The following is a 24,456-nucleotide window of genomic DNA, read 5'->3' as shown; positions in this document are numbered from 1 at the left end:
AACTATTCCTCCTCAAAAAAAGAAAAACCCCGATTCGGGGTTAAAACACGTCTAATTGCTTCAGCCGCTTGTAACGGCACCACGCCATTACCTAGCGCTTTCAACTGTTCACTACGCGTCATGTCTGGAACGCTTGTGACCCATCCATCAGGAAGACCCATCATCCACTCCACAAAACGAGGCGATAACTGGCGTTTCCCTTCTTTCCCTGTCGGTAAAGTAGGGGCCGGTGCTGGCCTTGTGATGGTCTCCCAACGTTTAATTGCAGGCGCATACTCGCCCCACTTCTCTTGATAAACGACGTCGTAAAAAGTTGTTCGGCCTTCACGGAACGCCTGCGATTTACGTCCATCAGTTCGCTCAGCAGTTGGAGTAGGTAGTAGACGTAACGCTTCAATGTGCAGGCTTTTACCATGCCCGTTTCCATTGCCGTGGGCTTGCTTCATGCGGTCGGTCCACGCATCCCACGCTTCAACATCTTTACCTGCACCCATGTCATTTACAGCAGGTGTGGGAAGTAGACGGACACTGTCCGTAAACCTGGTGAGTGTCGGCTGCGATACGCTGGTGAGTCCGTATGTTTCGCGTCCGTTACCTTCGGTGTCGGATACAAGGGAACGTCCGACCACTCTTGGTTTGCCTGTAGTTCTTGGCCATGCGATGACGAAGACTCTGAGCCTGTGGTGGGGTGCGCCAACATCGGCAGCTTCCAAAGAATGCCATTCAGCGTCGTACCCTGCCGCGGTAAGGTCTCCGAGTACACGTCCAAGTGCTCGCAAAACAGGGCGGGTTGATCCGTCACCCACGCATCCTGCGCAGGACTCCATCGCGCTAGTTGCTTCGGCACTAAAGGCTCCACTGACGTTCTCCCAAATCACTAGTTTTGGTTTGATAGTTGTTATTGCTTCGAGCATGGAAACCCACAGTCCTGAGCGTGTACCGGGTTTCATGCCTAGCCGTTTACCTGCGTGGGAAAGGTCTTGGCATGGTGATCCGCCGGTGATGATGTCTACCGGCTTCACTTCAGACCAGTTGATGGCAGTAATGTCTCCAAGGTTTGGAATGGTGGGGAACCGGTGGGCAAGTATTTTTGATGGTCCTTTATCTATTTCTGATACCCACGCAATTTCTGCGTCTAAAACATGCTGCACGGCTAAATCGATACCGGCATAGCCTGCAAACAGGGCGCCAATTTTCAGCACAAAAGGACTCCTTTCAATGTGGTGTTGGTGTTGTCTGACTCATAACCGCCCACCCCCACGTAAGGGGATGGACGGCAATCAACCAGCAAGTAAAACGGGTAAGCAGTAGCATGAGCGCATGAAAAAATTCAAAAGAACAGAAGCCAACGACTACTTCAGAAAAACCATTAATGAGTTAGACCGAAGAACATTGATGACTTCTGATTGGCCTAAAATTACGGTTCTTGGAGAAGGCGAGGCTCAACCAAACCGACAGGATGTCAGGCACGCTCAAGCTATGCAGTGGTTGAAAGCCCGAGCGATAGAAGCCCAGGAGTACTACCAGAAGGGGAATGTGAATAACCCTCTGTCATAATTTCTAGGCAGATGTATAGGTGTCCTTTCTCTTTGTAGTCGATGACGCGAAGATCAGGGCCTATAAGGTGATCCCAAGAATCATCAGGAAGCGCTTTCGCGTCAGTGACAATGCCGTCAATAAGTGCTTTGAGTGTCCCGAAATAGTTGTGTAGATCGCGCCTGCGCTTATCTGGGAAACCAAAATAAGCAATGATTCTGCATGGATCGGGGAAAACTAAACCCTCCGCGCTCTTTTTACCGAGCTGCCGGAGGGTTTTAGTTTTCTTTGCTCTCACGTGGAAGTGTTCGCGCTGGTTAGCGTTGATCACGTCCCGCATAGGGATCGTGAAGTCAACTTTCATTGAGCGCGATTTCTGCGGTGAGTGCGATGTATCCTGCCGCGTCCACAAAGGAGTCTTCGTGTTGTGGTGCGGTGATGATTCGTGCGACTTTCAGTTGTGTGAGGCATAAACCGACTTGTGTAGCAGTCACGTTTACGCCGAGGATTGGCTCCCACAGTTCAGCGATGCGTTTGAAGTTTTCGCATGCGTCACCGTATACAGCAGCACGATCACCACTAATCAGGCTAGAAGCAGTCTTCAAAACCTCAGAACGCTTTGCCTCCGGTTCAATGTCACGGATTGGCGAGGCATTTGCTCCCCTAGACTCGCTTTGGAGCAGTCCGGCCTCGTGCAGGGCCGTGACGATGGGAAGTGCTTGCTCCTTCAATGAAAATTGCGCACTTGGGTGGAGGGATTCCCAATCAATTTCGCTTGGGTTGGTGCTCGCTGCTAGGCGTGCTTTTGCCGCTACTTCCACGGCAGTGGTTAGATCAGCCATGTTTTTGCTCCTTGCATGTTTTGTCGTGTTTTTGTTGTGCAGTCCAGGCCGCTGGGATGGTGGGGAGTAGTTTTTCCCACCCGCAGTATCCGCATCGTGCAATCATGTGGGTTCTCCTTCTCAAAACGGCGGATCGGTGGGTGGTGTGCCCCATGGGTCTTGTGCAGTGGTTTGCGCAGAACGAGAAGTGAACGAACCTGCACCAGTGTTGCGAGGCGTTTTAGCGACCTGTGCTTTCGCGTAACGCAGGGAAGGACCAATCTCCTCAACCTGCAGTTCAACCACTGACCGTTTCTCGCCGTCCTTTTCATAAGAACGCTGCACAAGGCGCCCTTGCGCAATCACACGCATTCCCTTTTCATTTAGCGATTCAGCAGCATTCTCAGCCATTTCTCTCCAGAATGAGCAACGCATAAATAGCGTCTCGCCATCTTTCCAACTATTCGATTGCTTGTCCCAAGAACTCGGAGTGCTCGCGATCGTGCAGTTAGCAACCGCGGCGCCGGATGCTGTAAAACGCAGTTCTACGGGAGCAGTCAAATTTCCAGTTACTGTAATTAGAGTGTCATTTGCCAACGCTCTGTTTCTTCCTTTCTTGGTAGCGCAACCGTGATTGCGCAGAACATGTTCGGCAGACTAGCCGCCCAAGCGGATTCTTGTACGTGTTATCTGAGGTGTATTCATGCCCGTTAATGCAGAAATTGACCCAGCCTGTTTTGATGCGACGGCCCCAACCCCGTTCAAGGTTTTCTTGGTTGTCCACCACTTCTAGGTGGTTAGGGTTAACGCAAGAAGTTGTGCGACAGAGGTGATCTAGAACCTTTCCATCAGGGATTGGGCCATTCAGATATTGAAAAAGCCACCGATGTGCTCTGTGGCTTCGTTGATCGCTGAACATCCCGTATCCGTTTGCGTCTTTGCTGGCAGTCCAATGCCAGCAGGTGGGAGTCTTATTTACTTTTTCCCAGAACCTTTCGATAGCAGGTTTCCTCAGTGATCCTTCAGGGTCTCCGGTGTACATCCAGCGGAGATAGTGCTTGTTACATAGGCCACGAGCCCCTTTTTGTCCAACGTTGTTTGCACAGTTTGCGACTTTGCACAGCTGTTGCCATGCAGCCATCAGTTGGCCTTTGCTTTCTTCATGTCTTCGAGCCATTTCTTTAGCTCGCGTTTCGCGCGGCGGCTGGTTTCAGCGATCACTACCCACGCAATGGCTAAAACCAGCCACACAACAGCGAAAAACCAGTCCTTCTGCATCGCATACAAAACAGCGACAAGCAGATGCAACACCGCCACAAAAAACTCTCCTTTAAATAACATCAGCGACCTCTCTAATCTCGATTTCTGCTGCCAGACCACGCCAAAAAACGTCTCTAGCCCGCGCATCTGCATCTAGCGCGTGAAGTGCATGAAACGCACTGATCCCAGCCCTTTCAGACGGGTTCGGATGAACTTGTTCACCACGGTAAAAAAGCGCTTTCATCACTCACCTTCTTCCTTGTTTTCGAGCATTAAAAAACCCGCCATCAGCGGGTTATCTCTTTTAGATGGTTGAGTTTGTCGAGCCTGAACCCGTGCCAGGCGAAACCACCTGACTCGGTTACCACTTCGACGACTGGTGTTGTCCCGTATCCGAGGTCTTTTACCCGGTCAGCGGCTTGCGGAAGCGTACTCACGTCTAAAACCATGTGGCTGATTTGGTGCTTCTCAAGAAACCGTTTCACCGAGACGCACGGCCCACATGTAGGTTGCGAATACAAGATCACTTCTTTAACGCGACTCAACGCCTACTCCATTCTTTTTCATGCGCTTGCTTGTACTCTTCAAGCTCTGACCAGTACTTTTTACGGGCTGACCGGCGCTGATTCTCGTAAGCGATTTCAATCGTCCGTATCGCCGCAGTTCTCTCAGGAATATTCGCGGGGAGAGCCTTTTTCGTGCGAGCGATTTCGGATCTTTCTGCAAGGTCGATTGCGTCAATGTTCGCGAAGAAACGGGCTTCAATTTTTTCGGCCACGTTGTGCTCCCATTTTGTGTAGGGGAGTGGGTGGGGCTGGTTCTGCGATACGACGCGCTGAACGATTCACACCCATCAAATGCAGAACCGCCTTGTTCTCGTCAGGTTCAGGCGGTACACGAACCACACGACGACCCTCCAACTCCGCCAACGCCTTAGCGAAACGCCAACCATCAGACTCACGCTTAGATTTAGGCATCATTCACCGCCTGCAACGCTTGGACACGCGCCTGAATCAACGCCTGCACCTCACCAGAAGCCCCATGCCACAACGCACGCAACTCCTCAACAGACCCAGCCCGCTCAACAACCTCAGCCGTCACAGGCACAGCAGGAGAAGCACTGACAAGAGGCTCAATCACATTCAAAGCCTTCTTCCCACGCGTAGACGTCAACGCAAGCTTCAAAGGCTTATCAATATGACTCAAATGAGAAATCTTGATCCCACCAACCTCATCCGCGCCAAACCGCACAGACGGATCACGATAAAGCGTCAACTGACGGCCCGCATACACATCACCCTCCTTACCCCACGCCGCAACAAGCACACGACGCATCGTCTTCGAAGGCTTATACGGACGTCCAGGCAACTCCACTAAATGCACATTCACAGGCTGCTCAGCACTACCAGCAGTAACCCTCTCAACCGTGAACGTCCGAGGACCTCCAACAAAATCATCAGCATTAAGCTGATCACTACGTGGAACAATCGTTTGAGTCAGATCCATATCAGATCACCACTTCTCCTTCTTCACCGTCATACGTCGCGTATGCAGGAAGCTCGCTGAAATAAAGATCAGGATGTGCAGGCCACACCCCTTGATGAACACCATCCGCATACTTCGTTAAAGCCGTATGCATCCGCTGATCACCAGTAAGACGGTCAATCTCCGTGTACTCGACAACAAACACGTTGTGAGGTTTTTCAGAACACACAACCACCCAACGCCACCCCTGAACCGGTATGCCCAAAAGTTCAGCAGCACGCATGTAAAGCGATGCTTGTAAGTGGTAGTAGTAGGTCGCTATTTCACGGTTAAAATCTGACGGGTTACTTACACGACTGGTTTTCAAATCAACGATCAAACCGTCATTACGCAGCCAGTCAAACCGCACCTGAAACCACACTTTGTATTCGGGGTCCCAGACAAGAGCACTTACTTCAGGGTTCCCATCAGTAATCAGGCTTGAAGCCAGTTGATGGTTTTTAACCGCTTCAGCAATCGCATACGCATCAACTAGATCCCGTTCAAGCATCGGGTTGCCGCCACGTGCTAGACACTCAGCTTTCGCTTCTTTCGCGGCCTTAGACATCCAGTTCGGGAACTCGAAAATTTCCACACTTTGCAACTGCCCTTCAAGGACAAGTTCATGGACTGCTGTGCCAGTGGAAAACGCTGTCTTTGAGACAGGGTTTTCCAACTGCCACAGATAGTCGGCGGGGGAGTCGCGTACTAGTGTTTTCGCTCCGGTACTAGAAAGGGGTTTGATTGCTAGCCCATTCATGTCATGAACTTCAATCAAACCCCTGTGATACTCAACATTAGGTATCCCGTAATATAAGCCAGGCTCACGCATTGTGAGCCTCCTGCATGGCTTTTTCTGCTTTTGCAAACCATTTCGGTTTAGCAGGGTAAGGATGCGGGTCCGTATACAAGTATTTGATAGCGATTTCATCTGGTTTTTCGGTTAAAGCACCAATGACAAGGGCGTGTTGATGAAAAAACTTTGTACCTTTATATGCCTCGTACCGAATTTTCTTAGGCGTAAACTCTTCCCCTGCGCTGCTCATTATCGGGGTCGCGTCTTCTATAGAAAGCTCTACTTCGATTCGTAGTATGCTCATTTTTCTTCTCCTTGTAGTTCGCGGAGCAGGCGGGTGTAGCCTGCATCAATTTGGGTTTGGGTTAAGCCGAGTGAGCGTAGGTGCTCGTCAAAACTGGTCATCGGGTGGCTCCGATACAGGCAGGGTTCGCAGGGTCACACCATGGGTCAGAAACCCCGACCAGCCCCGCGGCCCATGTCAGGGCATAAAAAAAGACCGCCACCACGACGATCCAAAACAGTATTTGCACGGTTCGGCGCACCCTAGGCCGCCACAAAAACACGCTCACTCCACCACCCCCTCATCCTCCAACCGTTGCGCCTCATGCTCAGCCTCATGACGCTCACGCAAAGTCTCCAACCAAAAATCCTCGTTCATCACACACCATCCGCAGCATGCTTAGGCATATACAGCGGACGTGCAGCCCAAAACTCTGTACACATCTTGTCCGCCAACCAGTCATAAACAAGCCCATGACGACCGCTTACTTCGCTCACTTTGCGCGTCCCATCCACTCAGGAAGCCCATCAGCAAAAGCCTCCAAATCATCACGATGGAACCCACGCTTACCATGCACATCACGCGGTGTAATCTCATGCTTGGCTTGTAACTCATCCAACTTCCGAACAGAAATGTTCAAGTAAGCAGCCGCATCCTCAGGTGAAAACAACACCGGAGCAAAATTCAAAACCCTAGCCATTACTTAACCTCCTTGAGTTCAGCGATTTGTGCTTCAAGTTTCGCGATACGTTTTTGCTTGCGTGCCTGTTTCCTACGCGCATTTGCTTCGTCAACAGGAAGCCAGACAGGGGTGCACTCTAAAAGTTCGGCGCTTCCACCCCAATGGCGGATGATGTCCACAGTTCTTTGAGCGGTTGACCGCGATTTCACAATCACCCCGGTTTTAGGCCAGAAGAAAGGCATATACGGCAGAACTACAGTGCCCTCATACTCGTGCCGCTCAACGTCAGGCCCCCACTTCTCTAAAGCGAACTCTTTCCACCCTTCCGGCTCCCACTCATCAAGCGGGACTTTGCAGTGCTCCACCCCTCCGATGAACACGAATTCCACCGATGCCACAACGTCATACTCGGAGGCTTCATCTACAGGAGTGAATCGGTACGCCGCATCGGGTCCGCTAATCATGTGGGCCTTATATAGGCGTTGAGTTTTCATGCTGCGATTTCCTTTACTGGTGGGAGCACTGTTCCGTGCTCACGTAGGTTGTTGATTGCCGCGTCCCAGAGTCGTCCGTATCCGCGTGGAGTCAGCCGCGCTGAAACCTTGACGAATGACCCGTGGTTTTTAGTTTCGATTGGTGTGTCTTTAGGCTTGACCCAGCCTGATTCGATTGCGCGGGCAGTGGGCTGATTGTTTCGGACAGTGTTACCGCGGATGATCAGACCGACCTGTCCAGCAAGGGCAAATAGGTCGTCTCGAAGGATCTTCACGCCGGGGTAGTTTGTTTGTGCGTGAATTTTTAGGTCATTGGCGAGATCACCGATGGTGCGTAACCCGTCTGCCTGCCTGAAAGTTTCGGCCTGTGCGACTAGGGGTGCGTCAGCTTCGACCTTTGCGGCTAGTGCTTGTTTCTCTCGGAGTGCGTGCACGTACCTTTCGGCAACCTCAAGTTCAGTAAGTGGCTGGGAGGCGTATGAACCTGTTTTGCGGATTGAAGGCAGAACTTCCTTGAGCACCCAGTCTTTGAATGGTTTGGCGAGTGGGGAGTTGGACCGAATGATTACTTCGTATAGCCCTGCTTCATTGATCGCATTTGTGTTTTGCTTTCTACCTAATGAATCGATGACCTCTGTTTTGCATAGGGCATCTTGATCTATACGATCCGCGACTTGCCATGGGTTAGAGATCTCAAGGACCGCGCACACATCGTTGAGCACAAACCATGGCTCGTTATCTATGAGTATTGAGCGGACTTGTTGTGGCCCGTACATGAATGGTTGTAGGCTAGTCATTGATTGATTTCCTTTCTAGGAATGACGAAAGCCACCTGTTACAGCAGGTGGCTTTTGGTTTGTGTTGGTTTCTTTTCTGTGTCTACCGGGGAGTTTGTGCTTACCGGGGATACTGTCATGTTGTGAAAGCACGTCTATAAGCCGGTTTAAATCGGTTACCGGGGATGCGTGTTTACTCATGCTTTTCGTCCTTTGATTTCTTTGAGTTTCTTCTGGACGTCATCTTCAGTCAGGAAGCCAACAGGCTCACTGCCGGTCAGGTCTCCTTCGTACAGCTCGGCCAATTCCCAAAGCCCACGCTTACCGCCGTAAGAATAAGGCGAACATATAACTGAAGCGCCATACCCGTTTTTGAATGCATACTCTCTACGGGTTCCACCACACCATGAGTGATCAACATCTATAGGGGCGATGACTTCTTCTGCTTGTTTACTCACGCTGCTACCTCTTTCATGATGTTGTTGAATTGGTTTTGCATTAAACGGCGCACCGCTATACGTGCTGTCGTGTCTGAATGCTGCTTCAGATCAGTAAGCCCGTTTTCTAAATCCCGAGCATCGTTCTCTGCATCCCACTCACGAAACAACTCACGCTGAAACAAAGCGTCAGCGATCTTGTGGGCTTTACGAGTAGAAAACCGCAACCCAGCCGCCAACGCTTCTTCCTGGACCAGTTTGCGTAACTGAATAAACCCAATCTCGGGCATGACATATCTCCTGTACCTACAACCCCGAACGGGGTTTGCCGTCAAACGACGGGCTTTTGAAAAAAGGGAAAAACGGGGGAGGGGGCGGGGTATCAAGCAGCGGCGGTGCGTGTGAATCCTGATGGAGTGAATAAAGCAGGAGAGATGTTGAGTGCTTCAGCGATTGAGAAAAGTTCTGAGAAGCGGAATTCAACGTGTGCTGCCATCTTGCGGTTGAGGGTGGAGTAAGGGATCCCTGTTTTTTCAGATAGCCACTTTTTGTCTCGTTTTTCGGCGGATAATGCTTCTTGGATCTGGCGGGCGATCCATTCGTTTAAATTGTTCATATGAGTAATCTATATGCTTGGTTGAGCAGTGTCAACAGATAAAAGTTACCTATTTGAACATTGCGATTGCTCAAAATGAGGATTAGAGTGTTTATATGAACAGTCGACAAAGAGCCGAAGAATTCACACGATTCGTAGGGCTCGAACTAAAAGGCGCAATCACTGCACGTGGGTACAAGGCAACCCAAGTCGCAACAGAAATCAACCGCTCACCAGCAGCTTTCAACCGCTGGCTAAATGGCAAGGTTGAAATCCCAATGACAGTTCTGTGTGAAGCCTGTGAGTTCATTGACGTGGACCCAAAAGCAATCGTAGAAATCGCATACGACCGCGTAGCAGTCGCATATGGTGAACGAAACGGCAGCAAGTACGAAGCAGAAGAAGTCGCTGAAACACTAGAGCCTGTATCGCAAATAAATGCAGCATTCCCTAAGCATCTGTCGGCCGTTCCAGATAGTGTTGCTGCCTACAAGAATGACGGCACGCACTTAGAGTTTGAAGGCAGAGACTAAGGACCGATACAGCTTGGACGAACTAATTACGCACGCGGCATCCATCGGGTGTCGCGTGTACTACCTACCACTCCCACACACCCACTACGGATACCTAGCAACAGCCCACGACATCGTAGTCAACTCACGGCTGCCCTACGATTTCCAGCGCGAAGTACTCGCGCACGAACTAGGGCACAGTAGATATGGGCATGATCTGCGTACTAGGCATGACATCCCCAAAGACGAACGCAAAGCTGACACGTATGCGGCGCACCTGCTTATAACCCCGCAAGAATACGCGCGCGCAGAAGACATGTACGAAGGGTGCTGGAAATCCATCGCCTGTGAATTGGGTGTATCCACAAAAATGGTACGAGCATGGCAAAATAGTTTCAGATAACACAAAAATAAGTCCTCGCGGTGGCGGCTACCACCCGAGGACGCGACCGACTTAAGGGAGTCGATATGAGTAACGATACAACAATAACTTCAGACAACCGCTTTGCGATCATCCCGCATTGGGTTATTTTCTCACCAATTAGCGACAGCGCGCTAAGGCTATACGCGGTGCTAATGAAGTATGCAAACAATGAAACTGGACAAGCATGGCCTTCACGTAAGACACTCGCGAAAGACATGAACAAAGGCGAGAAGGCAGTTGACCGTGCTGTAAAAGAACTCAAAAACATTGGTGCTCTCAAAGTCGCACACCGTTTAGATCAAGAAACAGGGGAGCATAAATCCAACATCTACACGGTCATCACAGCGAAGCCTCAAGGGGTAGTGTCATCAGTGACCCCACCTACAGTCAAAAATGACGCACAAACTATACCCACAGAACTAAACCCATATTCTCTTTTCACGTCTAATCTTCGATCAGACGATTCGTTGCACGCCCACGCTCCGCGCCGGGCAGCCACAAGAACCACACTCGTCCACCAACTCACAACAATCGGCGAACACCTCCAAGCAGGATATGGATTCTGGGACCACCCCGTACAAGACCACTGGGAAACCTTCCTCACAACCTTCGAAACCTGGGTAGGACAACCACAATTCGACGACCTATACGGACACCTACTCCACAACACCTGGACAATCAGCAGCACATGCGCAAACCCATACCAAGCAGGCGCAGAACTCAACAAAATAATCGCCACCGCCCACAAACAACACTAAACACAAAAATAGGCCCCACCCTCGTGATGAGGGCGGGGCCATTTTGTTTAGTTTTCAAGCTGGAGGGTTTTCGCCACCCTCATAAGCGCCTCACGCGCACGCTCTATATCAGTGTGAATATACGCTTTAGTGGAAAGAATCGACGAGTGCCCCATAATCGCGATAATAGTTTCATCATCCACGCCAGCCATCCGCAAGAGAGTCGCTGTAGTGTGACGCGCGTTGTAAAGATCTACCTCGGGTACGTCCGCCACGAAACATAACGCTTTCCACGCAGCACGGTCCTCCTTATCAGTGAGCGGCCGCCCATTATGCCGGGTCCAGACAAGACCGTGCGGAGACCTTCCCTGCTTATTCTTGAGGTCAAGCAGGGAAGCGTGGAGCCAAGGCACCATCGGAATAAAACGATCACCAGAATCCGTTTTCGGCCTCACTAGATGATAAGAATCAATCAGATGAATGGACTCGAAACCGCGCGGCACACGAAAACCGCTAGAACGGTCATAAGCCTTTTTATAGGGCAGCGGCTTTAGCTGCCAAGAAATATCAATAGTGCTGTTTTCAAAGTCGATCAGTTCCCAAGAATACCCGCGGGCTTCTGCGGGGCGTGCACCTTGCAAGATCGCGGCAACAAAACGTGAAGGGTCGATAGTTCGGGCTTTGGCTTTTGCTGCTTCCAATTCTGCGCTGTACCCTTCTGCGCCTGGTGCAATCGGTGCTGGCGGATTCAGTGCAGTGTGTAAGATTTTCAGCGCGTCTTCGACGCTGATCGCGTCTCGTTTCAAAGTGTTTTTTATACCTGCTGGCGGAGAAACTTTAAAAATGTTCTCTGATATTTCATGCCCGCCATCGGTTATTGCAGCTTTGAACATCGAGGACATGACTGCGCGGGCGCGGTTGATTGTCCCCGCTGTGCGTCCGGCCTCTTCCATCACGGTGTATACCTGCTTGATGTGAGGCGGTCGTACCAGATGGATTTTGATGTGTCCGATTGTTGGCTGTATCCATTTGCGCACAGTAGCGCGTGTGGTGCTGAAGGAGCCGGGGGCTTGACGGGTTTCTTGATCTTTGAGCCATTGCTCGGACCATTCTCGGACGGTAGTTTTTGTTTGCTCGGTGGTGAGCGTCGTCCCGTATTTTGCGATTTGCGCTTTGACTTCTTTTAGTTTTGCGCGCGCTTTTGCTTGCGATTTGGATGAGACGTATTTTTGGCGTCGTCGTCCGTCTGGGTGGAATCCGTCATCTACGGCGGCTATCCAGAGTCCTTTGCTTTCGTTGTACCAGAGTCCGCCGTCTCCTGGGCTTCGTTTTTTGGGCATTTTAGTGCCTCCCCTGTTTGGTCCCGACATAGGTCCCGACATGAAAATGCAATACATGGTGTTGCGTATGCATTCATTGTAGTCGGAGAGCCCGCATGATTTGGCGTTTTTCTCGGGCGTTCTGCAATCCGCTGTTAGGTAAAAGTATAAGACCTTCGCACTTGTAATGCGAGGGTCATCGGTTCGAATCCGATAAGCGGCTCCAAAGAAAGGAACCTCCCAACCAGCAGGTTGGGAGGTTCCTTGTTTATCTGCACGACAGCTGTTGTGGTGTTTATGGGTTAATCAGCTTCGCTGATTTCTTCAAGCGTTGGATATTTCGCGGTACGGGTGTCACCAGAGCTTGTTCCTGTGAGCCGTCTTTTAATCCACGGCCCAACATGCACTTTGGCCCAGTCGAGGTTTTCGCGGGCGCGGTCCGTAAGTTTTGCTGGAGGGCACTCATCGAGCGGAGTGTCATAGTCTGTGCTCTCGGGTGATAAGCCCAAGCCTACGAGCGCAACATCTGCGGCGCGACGATGCCCTTGTGTGGTGAGGTGGATGCGGTCGTCTGCCCACAGTCGTGGGTCTGAAATTGATTTATTTCCCCACATGTCCATGACAAACGCATCATGTTTGTGGGCGATAGACCAAATGTGTGCGTTATAGATCGCTACACGTGAGCGCGTAAGGGCTAACGAGCCATGGCCTGCAAAATCTGCGCCTGTACCCATAAGAACATCAATGCCGGCAGATTTGATGCGCGCTACGGCTTGTTCTAGTAATGCTGCGATGGAATCAACGTCAACGTGCGGGCGCAAAATATCGTTGCCACCACCAATGAGTGATATGAGATCGGGTTTCATATCGATGGCTTCATCGAGTTGTTCAGAGATGATGGGCTTTAACTGCCGGCCACGAATCGCAAGGTTTGCATAACGTAATGGTTGTTCGCCTACTTCGGTGCGTCGCGTCGATAAGGTGAGGGCAAGCATGTCAGCCCATCCGCGGCACTGGTCAGGGTGGCTGGGGGAAAAGTCCCACAGCCCTTCGGTGAAGGAATCACCAAGCGCTACATACGACTCCCATGGTGGGGTGTGTGTTGTGTTGTGTTGAATGTGCGAAACCACTTACGTCCTCAATCACGCGTGATAGTTGTTTTGTTTTAGAACAATGAGTCTGTAGTTATAGCCGGCGACGCTGGCAGAGACCAATCAACGGGTGCGGCTCCTTGCTCGTGTAGGAGCTCATTTGCACGCGAGAAGGGTCTCGAGCCGAAAAATCCTCGTCGTGCAGATAAAGGGCTTGGATGCGCAGACGAGATAACAGCCGCGTTGTGAAACAGTGGGGCGAGTTTTGCCGCATCGTTACCCCACAAGATTACGACGAGTGGCCCTCCTCGTTCATCTAAAGCTTTTAACGCATGTTCTGTGACCTGTTCCCACCCTCTTTTTCTGTGTCCGCCTGCTGTACCGGCGGGGACCGTAAGGACACGGTTTAAGAGGAGGACGCCTTGCTGTTCCCAGGACGTTAGATCACCGTTTTTGGGTTGTGGAAGGCCAAGGTCTGTGTGAAGTTCGGCAAAAATGTTGGTGAGCGACCGTGGGATACGTGAGGTGGGGGAGACCGAGAATGCTAAGCCCACGGCATCACCTGGTGTGGGATATGGGTCTTGCCCAACAATGACAACTTTGACATCGGAAAAAGGGTTTTTAAAAGCGCGTAGTACGTTCTCTCGGGAGGGAAGGACTTCGTGATCCTCAGGGGTGTAAACATCCTCAATAACTTTTTCAATGGTGGGGAGTTGTGGTGTTAGAACACGCAACCAGTCGGTAGCAATTTCTTGTGTGATGTTTGAAGAGAAAGTCTGGTCTTTGGGTTTCGATGTCACATGGTGAGGTTACCGTTGAGTTGTGAGTGTTGAAAGTGAAGCGATCCCCACCCTTGACGATGCTGTAACCAGCGGGCCTGAAGTAAGTGAATGCCAAACCGAAAAAAGTGATCAGAAAGATATACCTGAAGCAGCACATTTTGATGCGCGTGATAAATCGATTCTTGATTTTGAAGCAAAGTATTGGAAAAAAACTGCTGTCAAAGAACGCGCGATCGTTGAAGAACTAGGTATTTCGCCACTTGAGTATTACCAGCGGTTATCGGTTTTGGTGAAGGTTCCTGCTGCTGCACACTATGCTCCACATGTGGTTGGAAAACTTTTGGAATTCCGTCGTGCCCGTACGCGCAAGCCGATGATTTAAACCGTTTGGGTCCTTTGCCCCTATGAAATCGAGTGGAAACATCGTGAAACCTTGCCGGAGTACCTACCCAACCGGATAGTCTTAGGCCGTGAGCAAGAGGAAGCAAAGTTACCCAACTGACGAATTCGATCTACCAGAAAGCTCGATTGCGCGCACTGGCGTGCACCGCGGAACGATAAGCCCATGGCGCAAAATCCTTCCGTTTCTTGTGGTGTTCATCGCTGTTTTTGCGGTGTGCTTGTTTGCGATTTATCAACTTATGCAGGCTCCAGATTCACGTGTGAACAATCTGCTTGATCGGGTGAGCCAGTCTGAAACTCCTGCTGATAGTGGTTCTGATGATCCCGCTCCAACTGATGGAGAAGACGCATCTGACGGGGATAAGAGTAAAGACCCCGCAGACGAAGCAACAGACACACCAACTGAAGACCCCACCGATGAGCCTGAAGAGCCTAGCGACGAGGCCATTGACCGTGCCGTGAGTATCCGGGTATTGAACGCAGGAAACGTCAACGGTGCTGCAGCTGCTGCTGCAAAGAAACTGGAAACAGATGGTTTTACTGCTGCAGAGGTGGTGCCACAGTTCGAAGGAACGAAACCTGATAGTGCAGTGATTTACTATTTGGGCGCTGAGAATAAAGCGAATGCAGAGCACATCGGCGAAGTGCTTGAAATTTCCAATATTGTCGAAGTGGATACATTGCGTGCAGATGTTTCGGTAGTGCTTCGTTAACCGATAGATCTGACGAGTGCGGATTCCCCCTTTCCACATTGACTGTGACCTATTAGGCTCGAGTGAGTCGATAGTTTACGGAAGCTTTCCCACACTCACGACTGGTTACACCCGCATTTATGCAAGGAGCATTTCATGGCACAAGGAACCGTTAAATGGTTCAACGCCGAAAAAGGTTACGGGTTTATCACCCCAGCAGCAGGCGACCAAGACCTTTTTGTTCATTTCAGCGCTATCCAGACTGACGGCTACCGTACCTTGGAAGAGGGGCAGCATGTTGAGTTTGAGGTAGGCCAGGGGTCGAAGGGCCTTCAAGCAGAGCAGGTTCGCCCGCTCTGATTAGTGCGAGGATGCACAGTGAAGCGCATGTTTTACTAGGTATCTTTTTGAGTAAAGCCCAGCAGGTGAATGATCATGTGCTGGGCTTTACTGTATCGATGGTGTAGTTCCATATATGAGGGGTTCGTGTGAGTGTCGATAACGATGTGGTAGTGATTGGCAGCGGACCAAACGGTTTAGCAGCAGCTGTTGTTTTTGCTCGGGCAGGGTTGTCCGTGAAGGTGCTTGAACGAAATTCCACTATTGGTGGAGGGGCAAGGACCCTTGATCTTGGGTTGCGTACTGGAATAGTGCATGACCTGTGTTCGGCCGTGCATCCTATGGCTGTTGCGTCTCCTTTCTTCACTGAATTTGATCTCGCTGCACGTGGGGTTGAACTATTGCAGCCAGAAATTCAGTACGCTCAACCATTGACGGATTCCACTGCTGCGCTTGCTTTTCGCGACATTAGGCAAACCGCAGAGCGGCTAGGCGTTGATGGACGTGCGTGGCTGGACCTTATCGGCCCGTTAGCGCAGCGTCCGCAGGCGGTTATTGCTGCGGCGTTGGGTAATAAACGTAGCGTCACAGGTGACATGCTTAAAGAAACTTTCGGCATGCTGCAATTTGGCGTTGCTGCGCTTGAGCAGGGTACTAGTTTGTGGAACAAGCGATTTGAAGGAGTGGCTGCTCCAGCGTTGTTGACTGGCGTTGCAGCTCATGCGATTGCTCCGTTGCCGAGCCTTGCTGGGGCGGGGACGGCTCTTATGCTTGGGTCGTTGGCGCACTCGCATGGATGGCCTATTCCACGCGGTGGAACCGGTGAAATAACGGCTGCGCTTGTTGCTGATCTTGTGGCTCATGGGGGCGAAGTAGTTACTGACTGTGAAGTAACGACGCGAGCCGACTTACCTTCGGCTCAGGCTTATGTATTTGATACAACGCCAATGGCTGCGGTGAGTGTTTTGGGGACGAGTGTCCCTGACGAGATGGTGCGGGACTTATCAAAGTTTCGGTTTGGTAGTGGCGCTGCAAAAGTTGATTTCGTACTCTCTGAGCCTGTCCCGTGGAAGGTGGCGGACGTAGGACGAGCAGGAACAGTGCACATTGGTGGTAGCCGCGCAGATATGGCACGTGCAGAAGCTGAGATAGCACGTGGTGTGTTTCCAGATAAGCCGGTGGTGTTGTTGAGCGATCCGGGGGTAGTGGATGAGACCCGTGTCGTCGATGGATATCGTCCATTGTGGACGTACGCGCATGTTCCAGCGCATTCACCAGTTGACCCGACGGAAGCGATTGTTTCGCAGATTGAGCGTTTTGCGCCAGGCTTTAGAGACACGATTGTGGCTTCTCAGGCGATTCCTGCGCATCACATGTCACACCATAACCCCAATTACGTGGGCGGTGATATTGCTTCTGGTGCAGCGACGATGTGGCAAATGTTGGCGCGACCTACAGCGCGGTTGAATCCTTATTCGTTGGGGGTTCCTGGCGCGTATTTATGTTCAGCGTCAACTCCACCAGGTCCTGGAGTTCATGGGCTATCTGGTTTGTATGCTGCTCGTGTTGTGCTGCGGGATGTTTTCCGTGAGCGGCAGATTCCATCGCTAGCGCCCACTCTTTAGACAACTGTGGGGCTGTTCGAATTCGAACAGCCCTACAGTTGTAATGTTTTCTATTTTTTCAGTTTTGTTGCTAGAGCATGCATGCCGCGTGGAATCATTTCAAGCGGGAAGAACGCTAGCCAACACACCACCGTTGGCAAAAAGTGAATCCCTAAGGCAAGGAACGTTGCTAGGTGGAATATGAAGAACAAGAAGATGAACGCATACTGCCAGCGACCACGGAGCCAGAACACCACAGGGGAAATTATTTCAATGATGTAGAGGCCCCATTGAGCGGCTTTGAGTAGGGGAGGATATTCCAGCGTCCACGTAATGAAATCTGATCCACGACGCATGAAAGCCCACGTAAACACTGCACTATTCGGCCATGCCCAGAACGATCCGTTGCTTGCGATCTTGGAAAATACGGATCCGAAGTAGGTGAAGACAGTGGACACCTGTACGACGCGTAACGCCCAGCCCGCGGCTTGAGATTTTCTTGTATCTAGGAACTTAGCTCGACCAACAGTTGGTAATACCCATGTTGCAACGATCAGTGCCATGTGGTCGTGGGATACATAAGAGAAGCCTTGAGAGTTTTCCATCCACGCTAAGAACAAGATCGCTACGCTCCAGCCTGCGATGCGCGGCAGAAACCCTGAGGCTGCGATAACACATGAGGCGACAAGCGCCCACTGCATGATGAGTGCAAGTGTGGGGTCTGGATTTGGGAATGGAAGATTGCGGCCTATCCAAGTCGGATCATAAAACTCAGGGGCGTAGCTGTGCCCTACGACATCGTTTGTTAGGTTAAATATGTCCCATATGACAAAGCTATAGATGATCACCCTGAATACAGCAATGCGGGCTAGTGGCAAAGCAGGAAAACACCAGTTCATAAATTTTTCTGTAATAGGTGTTCCGCGTTCGTCAGGGACGGTGGAATGTTCAAGTACGGGCGTGCTCATTGTGTCTCTCCGTAGTTGCCTTGGACTGTCCATTCGGCGAGGAATTCAACGTCTGACTGTCCAGTAGGTTTACCGTCTTTGACGTAAGAGGTAACGCGTTCCATCGTCAAATGGGTAAATTGTGGGCTTTCTGGATGTAGTCCGTGCCATGCTCGGGCGAGGCCTTCAAGTTTGGATGGGTCAGCGATTATTGCATCGAGTTGACCTTCGACTTCGGCTCGTCCAACGCCGACCCCTTTGGCGTTGAGCGGGACGCGAATGTCGTTTCCTTCTGTGTTGACTGCAATAATCCGAACAGAGCGGGTAGGCGAATCTAATGGCCGACCATACGAGTACTGTGACAAAGATCCGAGTGGGAACCAGTCGTTTGTATTGAAGATCTGGCCGAAACACAAGATGACAAAACCAAGTGCTGCAAGAGCAAAACGCCAACTACGACTCGTCGTAGAAAGCGGTTTTATATCAGGGTTTTTGCTTAAATTTTCCGTGTTTTTATCTGTAGATGTTTCATTGACGTGCTGTGCGGGCGGTAATGAAGTTGGTGTTTCTCCAGGCCCTTGATCTGAATGATCAGAATGGTTTTGGGCAAACATAGACACGAACTTACTTGCATAAAAAGTGTGAAACATCAGACTGTAGTAGGAAAAGTTCACAGAACATGTTTATGTGAGTTTTCGCGCAGCAGGCTTGCCCTCAGCGAAATATCAATACTTCACACGCATTCTCCTTGCACTCGAAGGGGTAGAGTGCCAATAATGTATTAAGCACTCCCTTGGTGTGAGTGCTAAAAGACTTCGGTTCAATGATGAGGAAAGTGCGCCCAGTGACGTGAACTGGCAACGTGCTTTTCGTCCGTCGCGGGCATCATGAACCATAACCAGCCACAAGCGGAGGAAAATCCCCAAATGGCAAAGCTAATTGCTTTTAACGAGGAAGCTCGTCGCGGCATGGAGCGTGGACTCAACACCCTCGCTGACACCGTGAAGGTAACCCTTGGTCCAAAGGGCCGCAACGTTGTGCTCGACAAAAAGTGGGGCGCACCTACGATCACCAACGATGGTGTGTCCATCGCTAAGGAGATCGAACTCGAAGAACCATTCGAAAAGATTGGTGCCGAGCTCGTTAAGGAAGTTGCCAAGAAGACTGACGACGTTGCTGGTGACGGAACAACCACAGCTACCGTTCTCGCTCAGGCACTCGTACGCGAAGGTCTACGTAATGTTGCAGCAGGCTCAAACCCAATCGCACTGAAGCGCGGTATTGAGGCAGCCGTTGAAGCTGTTACAACTGAACTTCACACTGCTGCTAAAGAGGTAGAGACCAAAGAAGAGATCGCAGCTACTGCTGCTATCTCTGCTGGTGACCGTGCAATCGGTGAGCTCATCGCTGAAGCCCTCGACAAGGTGGGTAAAGAAGGCGTTATCACCGTTGAAGAGTCCAACACTTTCGGACTTGAACTCGAACTTACCGAGGGTATGCGCTTCGACAAGGGCTTCCTTGCACGCTACTTCGAGACTGACCCAGAGCGTCAGGAAGCTATCCTCGAAGACCCATACGTTCTTCTTGTTGAATCCAAGATCTCGAACGTGAAGGACCTTCTTCCACTTCTTGACCAAGTAATGAAGCAGGGACGTTCCCTCCTCATCATTGCTGAAGACGTAGAGGGCGAAGCTCTTGCAACTCTCGTCTTGAACAAGATCCGTGGAACCTTCAAATCAGTTGCTGTTAAGGCTCCAGGCTTCGGTGACCGTCGTAAGGCTATCTTGCAGGACATCGCTATCCTCACCGGCGGTCAGGTTATCTCCGAGACTGTTGGCCTCAAGCTCGAAACTGCAACTCTTGACCTCCTCGGTCAAGCACGCAAGGTTGTTGTAACCAAGGACGAGACCACAATCGTTGAGGGTTCAGGCGACCAAGACCAAATCGCTGGCCGCGTTTCACAGATCCGTTCAGAGATCGAGAAGTCTGACTCTGACTACGACCGTGAAAAGCTCCAAGAGCGTCTCGCGAAGCTTGCTGGTGGTGTAGCAGTCATCAAGGCTGGTGCAGCAACAGAGGTTGAGCTCAAGGAACGCAAGCACCGCATCGAAGACGCTGTGCGTAACGCAAAGGCAGCAGTTGAAGAGGGCATCGTCGCCGGTGGTGGTGTTGCTTTGATTCAGGCTGGTGCACGCGCATTCGAAACTGAAGCTCTCACCTCACTCGAGGGTGACGAAGCAACAGGTGCAGCAATCGTTCGCGCAGCAATCGATGCTCCACTCAAGCAGATCGCGATTAACGCTGGTCTTGAAGGTGGCGTAGTTGCCGAGAAGGTACGTTCACTTCCTGCAGGTCAAGGCCTCAACGCTGCAACTGGCGTATACGAGGACCTTCTTGCTGCTGGTGTTAATGACCCAGTGAAGGTAACCCGTTCCGCATTGCAGAACGCTGCATCCATTGCGGCTCTCTTCTTGACCACCGAGGCAATTGTTGCTGACAAGCCTGAGCCGGCTCCAGCAATGCCAGAAGGTGCAGGCATGGGAGACATGGGCTTCTAATCCGTTAACGGAAAAGATGCTTGACCATACGTAAAAATCCGCTGGCGCACTGCATGCAGTGCGCCAGCGGATTTTTGTATATTAGCTGCGGAAGAATCCGCGCACGTTTGCCTCTGCATCAAGGTAGGTTGCAGCCGTTGCGTCAAGAGCTCGATTGATGGATTCCAGGCTTGCTTCTACTTGGGTTTGAGTTGTGTGCCAGGTCCCAGAAAGCTCTTGAAATTGGATAGCTGCTTCGCCTTTCCACGTGCCTTGCAGATTGGTGAGATGTGACATCATGGCAGCTACTTCAGCGCGAATGGAATCGACTGAGCGGCGCACGTTGGCGCTTGCTTGTTCGACTTGATTGGTATCGACAGCAAATACGGACATGACTTCTCCTTGTGAAAGCGTGTAGGTAACGCGTTCAGCCTAGGAGAACCACGTGGAGTGTGGGCGTAGTGATGCACAACGACCCACATCAGGTGGACACACATGTACAAACGAGCCTGTGGAAAACGTAACTAACAGTTAGTTACTTTGCTTCTGTGTGCTGTTCTGCCGTCAACGCTTTTTCTTTTTCAACTCGTGCCAACTCTTTAACGAGTCGGGCTTGTTCACCAACAAGGTTTTGCCTAGCAGCGTCTTCCCACGTCAATGAAGCAGCAGTTGAAAATAGATGTTCGCGTTCAAGTAATTTGGAGACGATCCGCAGGCGTGCACGCAAGAAATCCTCGGTGGGGATGTGCGCGTATTCTGCTCGGATAGCCGACAAATATTGCTTATAACGTTGCGGGTCGCTCTTCAAAATTGCGAGGTCTGCATCAACTAGCACGGCACAATCGGTGTCAGCTTTCACGACTTTGTGGCGCACAAGTTTAGTGACCATGTTTGCAACTTTGTCGACGCGATGTTCTGGTATGCCTAGCTCAATGAGTTGTTTTCGCGCGAGTGCCGCACTGGCTACTTCGTCTTCACCTGCCGCGCTAGCATATGCAAGTTTTGCGGCAGCCGAAAAAACAGCGCCGTGATACCACGCTGCAAGTCGTACAAGGTCTGGGTCTGTTGCTTCTGCCGCGAGTTCATCAACGTGTGAAAGCACATCGATAAGGTGTTTGAGGCCATGATAGGTTCGTTCTTCACCACCCCAACGATCAAGAAGATCTCGGCATACAGCGACGAGCTCTGGCTCGTTGGCGGTAGCTCCGGCTGCCTGACAACTACGAATCCATGAGGATAGGAGCCACTGAGGAGCCTCAGTAGTCTCAGCAAACATGTTGACCCTTTGACTGGCGTGTATGTGCAATTAATCAAACAAGATTAACTGCAGGAAGCATTAATGTTACGCAATCGAAAATAAGACAAAAATGCGACCCATTGAGCCATGCTAGTACTGTTCCATGACATTGTCGTCCCCCTTTTGGTTGATCTCAGGGTGTTGACCGCTTTCACCTGCGCATATGGTGAAAATTAAACGTCAGAATCTGAAAAAGCCGGAATCGCTATTCGGACAGTTAAACCGCCCCCAGCCGTGTCATGAACGCTGACTTCTCCGTCGTGGGCGTTAACGACCGCAGACACAATAGCTAGCCCTAATCCAGAGCCGCCAGATTTACGATTTCGAGACGAATCAACTCGATAGAAACGTTCAAAAACGCGCGCGGCGTGTTGAGCGGGGATACCTGGACCATGGTCGCGAACCTCGACTATGACATGTTCACGTGGGGTGGTGTCAGCTTCAAGAAGAGGGGGCCGTTCGTCGGACGAGCGAGTCTTAGCTTCTTCAGAGGCGAGGGTAGATTCCTCATGTGCACTTGTTTGTATGTGGATAGGCGCAGGAGTTGCCTGATACATGCGGCTCCCTACCGCGACTTCTACAGGAGATCCTGTGGGGGTGTGCCGTGCGACGTTACCTATGAGGTTTGCACAGACTTGACGTAATTTATCTTCGTCACCGAGAACTATCGTGCGTGAGTGTGGGTTGCCTGAATCGATATCAACTATTTTGACGTCGCGCGTGGGATCGAGCGCATGTAAATCGCTGACAGCATCGAGTGCAAGAACAGCTAAATCAACAGGTTCATGCTTCATTGCTTTGCGTTCGTCGAGACGAGCAAGGTGCAGTAGATCTTCGACGAGTGTGCCCATCCGAGTCGCACTGTCTTCTATGCGGCGCATAGTGTCGTCTAACGCTTCGCTGTTTTGTAACGCGCCCATACGATAGAGCTCACCGTACCCGCGAATCGCAGCAAGAGGCGTGCGTAATTCGTGCGAAGCATCAGACACGAATTGTCGCATGCGTGTTTCGGATGCTTCTTGGGCAGTGAATGACTCTTCAAGCTGCTCAAGCATGGTGTTAAGCGAATGGGCGAGGCTGCCGACTTCCGTGGTCTGTGGGGACGATTCGACTCGTTGAGTGAGGTCACCTTGTGCGATTTGCGCGGCAGTTTTTTCAATATTTTCTAATGGACGTAATGACCTGCGTACAGCCAGCATTCCGAGAACCCCACCGAAAGCAGTAATGAACAGTGCCGATAGGATCAACACTCGTTGAATTTGGTCGACGATTGCGTACGTGTTGGTGAGTGGCAGAGCAACGAATGCTTCACCGATGATATTTTTTTGGCCATCTCTGATATGCCGGTGGAGTACGCGCCATTCTGTTGTGCTGAGGACAGCGTGAGTGGTGAAAGGAGTGCTCGGCACTTCTTTAGATTGCCCAGGTTCTGTTGTGAGATATGCGCTGAGGTCAGGGATGCTGCGGGATTCTTTGGTGGATTCCGTGTACCACGCTTGCATAGGTTCACCATAAAACTGGAATGCAAGATAGTAGTCGATAGAGAGCAGGGCCGTTTTATCTTGGATGATCTGATTAGAGATGTCTGTGTACGTAGTGTTGAGGTCTCTATCAACTTGCTTGATGAGATAGTCACGTAACAGCGTGGACGTCAGCACTGTTGCGAGCGTTAAGCCAGACAGCAAAATGATCATGACGATGGCGGCTAGCTTTGAACGCAACGTCATGCTCGCGAGAAACGAGCGGATCGTGGATTTCGCGTCAGTTCGTGGGGGATGGGAATACGAGTGCATGACTGCGTGACTTAGCGTGCTGTGGGCTTACGCAACAAGTACCCAATGCCACGTTTTGTGGTGATGAGGGGTTCGACAGAGGACCCGTCGGGAAGCGTAATGTTGTCGACTTTGCGGCGCAGATAGGAAATATACGACTCAACGATGTTGGCATCGCCGCCCCAGTCGTAGTCCCACACGTGGTCAAGGATTTGGGTTTTTGATAAGACTCGACCCGAATTAAGCATGAGGTAGCGCAAGAGCTTAAATTCGGTGGGGGATAAGTCGATGGAGATCCCGGCACGTTTTACTTCATGGGAGTCGTCGTCGAGTTCAATATCTGCGAAGCGTAGGATTGCGTCGCTTTCTTCAACTTTGTGGGTGCGCCGTAATACTGCTCGGATACGAGCGACAACTTCTTCAAGGCTAAAAGGTTTGGTGACATAGTCGTCACCGCCGACTGTCAAGCCGTTGATTTTGTCTGAGGTGTCGTCACGTGCGGTGAGGAACAAGATGGGTGTATGGATCCCTTTTTCGCGAAGCCTACGGGTGACGGTGAAACCATCCATGTCGGGCAGCATGACGTCAAGCACAACAAGATCAGGTTCTGTGTTTGAGATCAGTTCGATAGCGCTGGAACCGTCGTCTGCCGCGAATACTTCGAAACCGGCGAAGCGCAGCGATGTGGCGAGCAGTTCACGAATGTTCGGCTCGTCGTCAACAACAACTAGGCGTGCTTCTGGGGTAACCATACTGTAAGCATGCCCCACTTATCTGAATATTTGCTGTGCGCAAAC

35 protein-coding genes are annotated in these 24,456 nt (G+C 51.0%); 8 read left to right on the top strand and 27 right to left on the bottom strand.

The window, feature by feature from the left end; all coding sequences use genetic code 11:
• Positions 1–2: 2 nt before the first annotated feature.
• From dcm to ACR9EC_RS06825, 18 genes are all read right to left on the bottom strand, one after another.
• Entirely contained in the window at positions 3–1,202 is a 1,200-nt protein-coding gene (gene dcm / locus ACR9EC_RS06910) for a DNA (cytosine-5-)-methyltransferase (protein ID WP_435298510.1), read from the bottom strand.
• 275 nt (positions 1,203–1,477) lie between these two features.
• The gene (locus tag ACR9EC_RS06905; RefSeq protein WP_435298509.1) at positions 1,478–1,900 is read right to left on the bottom strand and encodes a hypothetical protein; all 423 of its coding nucleotides are present in this window, start codon (positions 1,898–1,900) and stop codon (positions 1,478–1,480) included.
• A complete protein-coding gene (locus ACR9EC_RS06900) occupies positions 1,890–2,378 on the bottom strand; it encodes a DUF6378 domain-containing protein (protein ID WP_435298508.1) in 489 nt (162 codons plus the stop codon). The genes ACR9EC_RS06905 and ACR9EC_RS06900 overlap by 11 nt, the downstream gene beginning before the upstream one ends.
• A gap of 120 nt (positions 2,379–2,498) precedes the next feature.
• A complete protein-coding gene (locus tag ACR9EC_RS06895; protein WP_435298507.1) occupies positions 2,499–2,954 on the bottom strand; it encodes a single-stranded DNA-binding protein in 456 nt (151 codons plus the stop codon).
• On the bottom strand, positions 2,944–3,276 hold the full coding sequence (locus ACR9EC_RS06890) for an HNH endonuclease signature motif containing protein (protein WP_435300626.1): 333 nt from the start codon (positions 3,274–3,276) through the stop codon (positions 2,944–2,946). The genes ACR9EC_RS06895 and ACR9EC_RS06890 overlap by 11 nt, the downstream gene beginning before the upstream one ends.
• Positions 3,277–3,497: 221 nt before the next feature.
• Positions 3,498–3,770 (bottom strand): hypothetical protein, encoded by a 273-nt coding sequence (locus ACR9EC_RS06885; RefSeq protein ID WP_435298506.1) that lies wholly within the window; start codon positions 3,768–3,770, stop codon positions 3,498–3,500.
• Positions 3,771–3,904: 134 nt separating this feature from the next.
• Positions 3,905–4,144: a glutaredoxin family protein gene (locus tag ACR9EC_RS06880; RefSeq protein ID WP_435300625.1), complete on the bottom strand. Its 240-nt coding sequence runs from the start codon at positions 4,142–4,144 to the stop codon at positions 3,905–3,907.
• Positions 4,145–4,158: 14 nt separating this feature from the next.
• A complete protein-coding gene (locus ACR9EC_RS06875; protein ID WP_435298505.1) occupies positions 4,159–4,395 on the bottom strand; it encodes a hypothetical protein in 237 nt (78 codons plus the stop codon).
• The gene (locus ACR9EC_RS06870) at positions 4,379–4,597 is read right to left on the bottom strand and encodes a hypothetical protein (protein WP_435298504.1); all 219 of its coding nucleotides are present in this window, start codon (positions 4,595–4,597) and stop codon (positions 4,379–4,381) included. The genes ACR9EC_RS06875 and ACR9EC_RS06870 overlap by 17 nt, the downstream gene beginning before the upstream one ends.
• Entirely contained in the window at positions 4,587–5,123 is a 537-nt protein-coding gene (locus tag ACR9EC_RS06865; protein ID WP_435298503.1) for a hypothetical protein, read from the bottom strand. Before ACR9EC_RS06865 ends, ACR9EC_RS06870 begins: the two co-directional genes overlap by 11 nt.
• Position 5,124: 1 nt before the next feature.
• Complete coding sequence (locus ACR9EC_RS06860) at positions 5,125–5,973, bottom strand: PD-(D/E)XK nuclease-like domain-containing protein (RefSeq protein ID WP_435298502.1); 849 nt, start codon at positions 5,971–5,973, stop codon at positions 5,125–5,127.
• A complete protein-coding gene (locus ACR9EC_RS06855; protein WP_435298501.1) occupies positions 5,966–6,241 on the bottom strand; it encodes a hypothetical protein in 276 nt (91 codons plus the stop codon). The genes ACR9EC_RS06860 and ACR9EC_RS06855 overlap by 8 nt, the downstream gene beginning before the upstream one ends.
• Before the next feature lie 472 nt (positions 6,242–6,713).
• Entirely contained in the window at positions 6,714–6,920 is a 207-nt protein-coding gene (locus tag ACR9EC_RS06850; RefSeq protein WP_435298500.1) for a helix-turn-helix domain-containing protein, read from the bottom strand.
• Positions 6,920–7,396 carry a hypothetical protein gene (locus tag ACR9EC_RS06845; RefSeq protein ID WP_435298499.1) on the bottom strand — a complete coding sequence of 159 codons (477 nt, stop codon included), beginning with the start codon at positions 7,394–7,396 and terminating at the stop codon, positions 6,920–6,922. Before ACR9EC_RS06845 ends, ACR9EC_RS06850 begins: the two co-directional genes overlap by 1 nt.
• Complete coding sequence (locus ACR9EC_RS06840) at positions 7,393–8,193, bottom strand: BRO family protein (RefSeq protein ID WP_435298498.1); 801 nt, start codon at positions 8,191–8,193, stop codon at positions 7,393–7,395. The genes ACR9EC_RS06845 and ACR9EC_RS06840 overlap by 4 nt, the downstream gene beginning before the upstream one ends.
• Before the next feature lie 176 nt (positions 8,194–8,369).
• Positions 8,370–8,630, bottom strand: a complete 261-nt coding sequence (locus ACR9EC_RS06835) for a hypothetical protein (protein WP_435298497.1) — start codon at positions 8,628–8,630, stop codon at positions 8,370–8,372.
• Positions 8,627–8,899, bottom strand: a complete 273-nt coding sequence (locus ACR9EC_RS06830; RefSeq protein ID WP_435298496.1) for a hypothetical protein — start codon at positions 8,897–8,899, stop codon at positions 8,627–8,629. Before ACR9EC_RS06830 ends, ACR9EC_RS06835 begins: the two co-directional genes overlap by 4 nt.
• Before the next feature lie 92 nt (positions 8,900–8,991).
• Positions 8,992–9,225 (bottom strand): helix-turn-helix domain-containing protein, encoded by a 234-nt coding sequence (locus tag ACR9EC_RS06825; protein WP_435298495.1) that lies wholly within the window; start codon positions 9,223–9,225, stop codon positions 8,992–8,994.
• 95 nt (positions 9,226–9,320) lie between these two features.
• On the opposite strand from ACR9EC_RS06825, the gene ACR9EC_RS06820 reads away from it, so the two are divergent.
• From ACR9EC_RS06820 to ACR9EC_RS06810, 3 genes are all read left to right on the top strand, one after another.
• A complete protein-coding gene (locus ACR9EC_RS06820; protein ID WP_435298494.1) occupies positions 9,321–9,737 on the top strand; it encodes a helix-turn-helix domain-containing protein in 417 nt (138 codons plus the stop codon).
• 13 nt (positions 9,738–9,750) lie between these two features.
• The gene (locus ACR9EC_RS06815) at positions 9,751–10,119 is read left to right on the top strand and encodes an ImmA/IrrE family metallo-endopeptidase (RefSeq protein WP_435298493.1); all 369 of its coding nucleotides are present in this window, start codon (positions 9,751–9,753) and stop codon (positions 10,117–10,119) included.
• Between the two features lie 65 nt (positions 10,120–10,184).
• Positions 10,185–10,898, top strand: coding sequence for a helix-turn-helix domain-containing protein (locus ACR9EC_RS06810; RefSeq protein ID WP_435298492.1), 714 nt, complete (start codon positions 10,185–10,187; stop codon positions 10,896–10,898).
• Between the two features lie 47 nt (positions 10,899–10,945).
• Here the strand turns inward: ACR9EC_RS06810 and ACR9EC_RS06805 are convergent, their stop codons facing one another.
• The 3 genes from ACR9EC_RS06805 to ACR9EC_RS06795 all read right to left on the bottom strand — a co-directional run bounded on the left by ACR9EC_RS06805 (position 10,946) and on the right by ACR9EC_RS06795 (position 14,087).
• Complete coding sequence (locus ACR9EC_RS06805) at positions 10,946–12,217, bottom strand: tyrosine-type recombinase/integrase (RefSeq protein WP_435298491.1); 1,272 nt, start codon at positions 12,215–12,217, stop codon at positions 10,946–10,948.
• A gap of 281 nt (positions 12,218–12,498) precedes the next feature.
• The gene (locus tag ACR9EC_RS06800; protein WP_435298490.1) at positions 12,499–13,326 is read right to left on the bottom strand and encodes an SGNH/GDSL hydrolase family protein; all 828 of its coding nucleotides are present in this window, start codon (positions 13,324–13,326) and stop codon (positions 12,499–12,501) included.
• Between the two features lie 35 nt (positions 13,327–13,361).
• Complete coding sequence (locus ACR9EC_RS06795) at positions 13,362–14,087, bottom strand: uracil-DNA glycosylase (protein WP_435298489.1); 726 nt, start codon at positions 14,085–14,087, stop codon at positions 13,362–13,364.
• 22 nt (positions 14,088–14,109) lie between these two features.
• Between ACR9EC_RS06795 and ACR9EC_RS06790 the strand changes: the two genes are divergently transcribed.
• The 4 genes from ACR9EC_RS06790 (at position 14,110) to ACR9EC_RS06775 (ending at position 17,127) form a co-directional block, all read left to right on the top strand.
• Positions 14,110–14,451: a DUF3263 domain-containing protein gene (locus ACR9EC_RS06790; protein ID WP_435298488.1), complete on the top strand. Its 342-nt coding sequence runs from the start codon at positions 14,110–14,112 to the stop codon at positions 14,449–14,451.
• Positions 14,452–14,539: 88 nt separating this feature from the next.
• Positions 14,540–15,184, top strand: coding sequence for a LytR C-terminal domain-containing protein (locus ACR9EC_RS06785; RefSeq protein WP_435298487.1), 645 nt, complete (start codon positions 14,540–14,542; stop codon positions 15,182–15,184).
• A 135-nt stretch (positions 15,185–15,319) separates the two neighbouring features.
• Positions 15,320–15,523, top strand: coding sequence for a cold-shock protein (locus ACR9EC_RS06780; protein WP_435298486.1), 204 nt, complete (start codon positions 15,320–15,322; stop codon positions 15,521–15,523).
• Between the two features lie 128 nt (positions 15,524–15,651).
• Positions 15,652–17,127, top strand: a complete 1,476-nt coding sequence (locus ACR9EC_RS06775) for a phytoene desaturase family protein (RefSeq protein WP_435298485.1) — start codon at positions 15,652–15,654, stop codon at positions 17,125–17,127.
• Between the two features lie 50 nt (positions 17,128–17,177).
• On the opposite strand, the gene ACR9EC_RS06770 is transcribed toward ACR9EC_RS06775, so the two are convergent.
• Entirely contained in the window at positions 17,178–18,074 is an 897-nt protein-coding gene (locus ACR9EC_RS06770; protein WP_435298484.1) for a hypothetical protein, read from the bottom strand.
• Positions 18,071–18,667 (bottom strand): hypothetical protein, encoded by a 597-nt coding sequence (locus tag ACR9EC_RS06765; RefSeq protein ID WP_435298483.1) that lies wholly within the window; start codon positions 18,665–18,667, stop codon positions 18,071–18,073. Before ACR9EC_RS06765 ends, ACR9EC_RS06770 begins: the two co-directional genes overlap by 4 nt.
• 312 nt (positions 18,668–18,979) lie before the next feature.
• On the opposite strand from ACR9EC_RS06765, the gene groL reads away from it, so the two are divergent.
• Positions 18,980–20,611 (top strand): chaperonin GroEL, encoded by a 1,632-nt coding sequence (gene groL, locus ACR9EC_RS06760; protein WP_435298482.1) that lies wholly within the window; start codon positions 18,980–18,982, stop codon positions 20,609–20,611.
• Between the two features lie 81 nt (positions 20,612–20,692).
• On the opposite strand, the gene ACR9EC_RS06755 is transcribed toward groL, so the two are convergent.
• From ACR9EC_RS06755 to ACR9EC_RS06740, 4 genes are all read right to left on the bottom strand, one after another.
• Positions 20,693–20,983, bottom strand: a complete 291-nt coding sequence (locus ACR9EC_RS06755; RefSeq protein WP_435298481.1) for a WXG100 family type VII secretion target — start codon at positions 20,981–20,983, stop codon at positions 20,693–20,695.
• A gap of 142 nt (positions 20,984–21,125) precedes the next feature.
• Positions 21,126–21,866, bottom strand: a complete 741-nt coding sequence (locus ACR9EC_RS06750) for an HD domain-containing protein (RefSeq protein ID WP_435298480.1) — start codon at positions 21,864–21,866, stop codon at positions 21,126–21,128.
• 194 nt (positions 21,867–22,060) lie between these two features.
• On the bottom strand, positions 22,061–23,614 hold the full coding sequence (locus tag ACR9EC_RS06745; protein WP_435298479.1) for a sensor histidine kinase: 1,554 nt from the start codon (positions 23,612–23,614) through the stop codon (positions 22,061–22,063).
• Positions 23,615–23,691: 77 nt separating this feature from the next.
• Positions 23,692–24,411 (bottom strand): response regulator transcription factor, encoded by a 720-nt coding sequence (locus ACR9EC_RS06740; RefSeq protein ID WP_435298478.1) that lies wholly within the window; start codon positions 24,409–24,411, stop codon positions 23,692–23,694.
• Positions 24,412–24,456 lie beyond the last annotated feature (45 nt).

Origin of the sequence: Timonella sp. A28 (assembly GCF_051200815.1) — a bacterium.
Lineage (GTDB): Bacteria > Actinomycetota > Actinomycetes > Actinomycetales > Cellulomonadaceae > Timonella.
The sequence above is the reverse complement of the archived record's forward strand: the minus strand, read 5'-3'. Positions and strand labels throughout refer to the sequence as shown.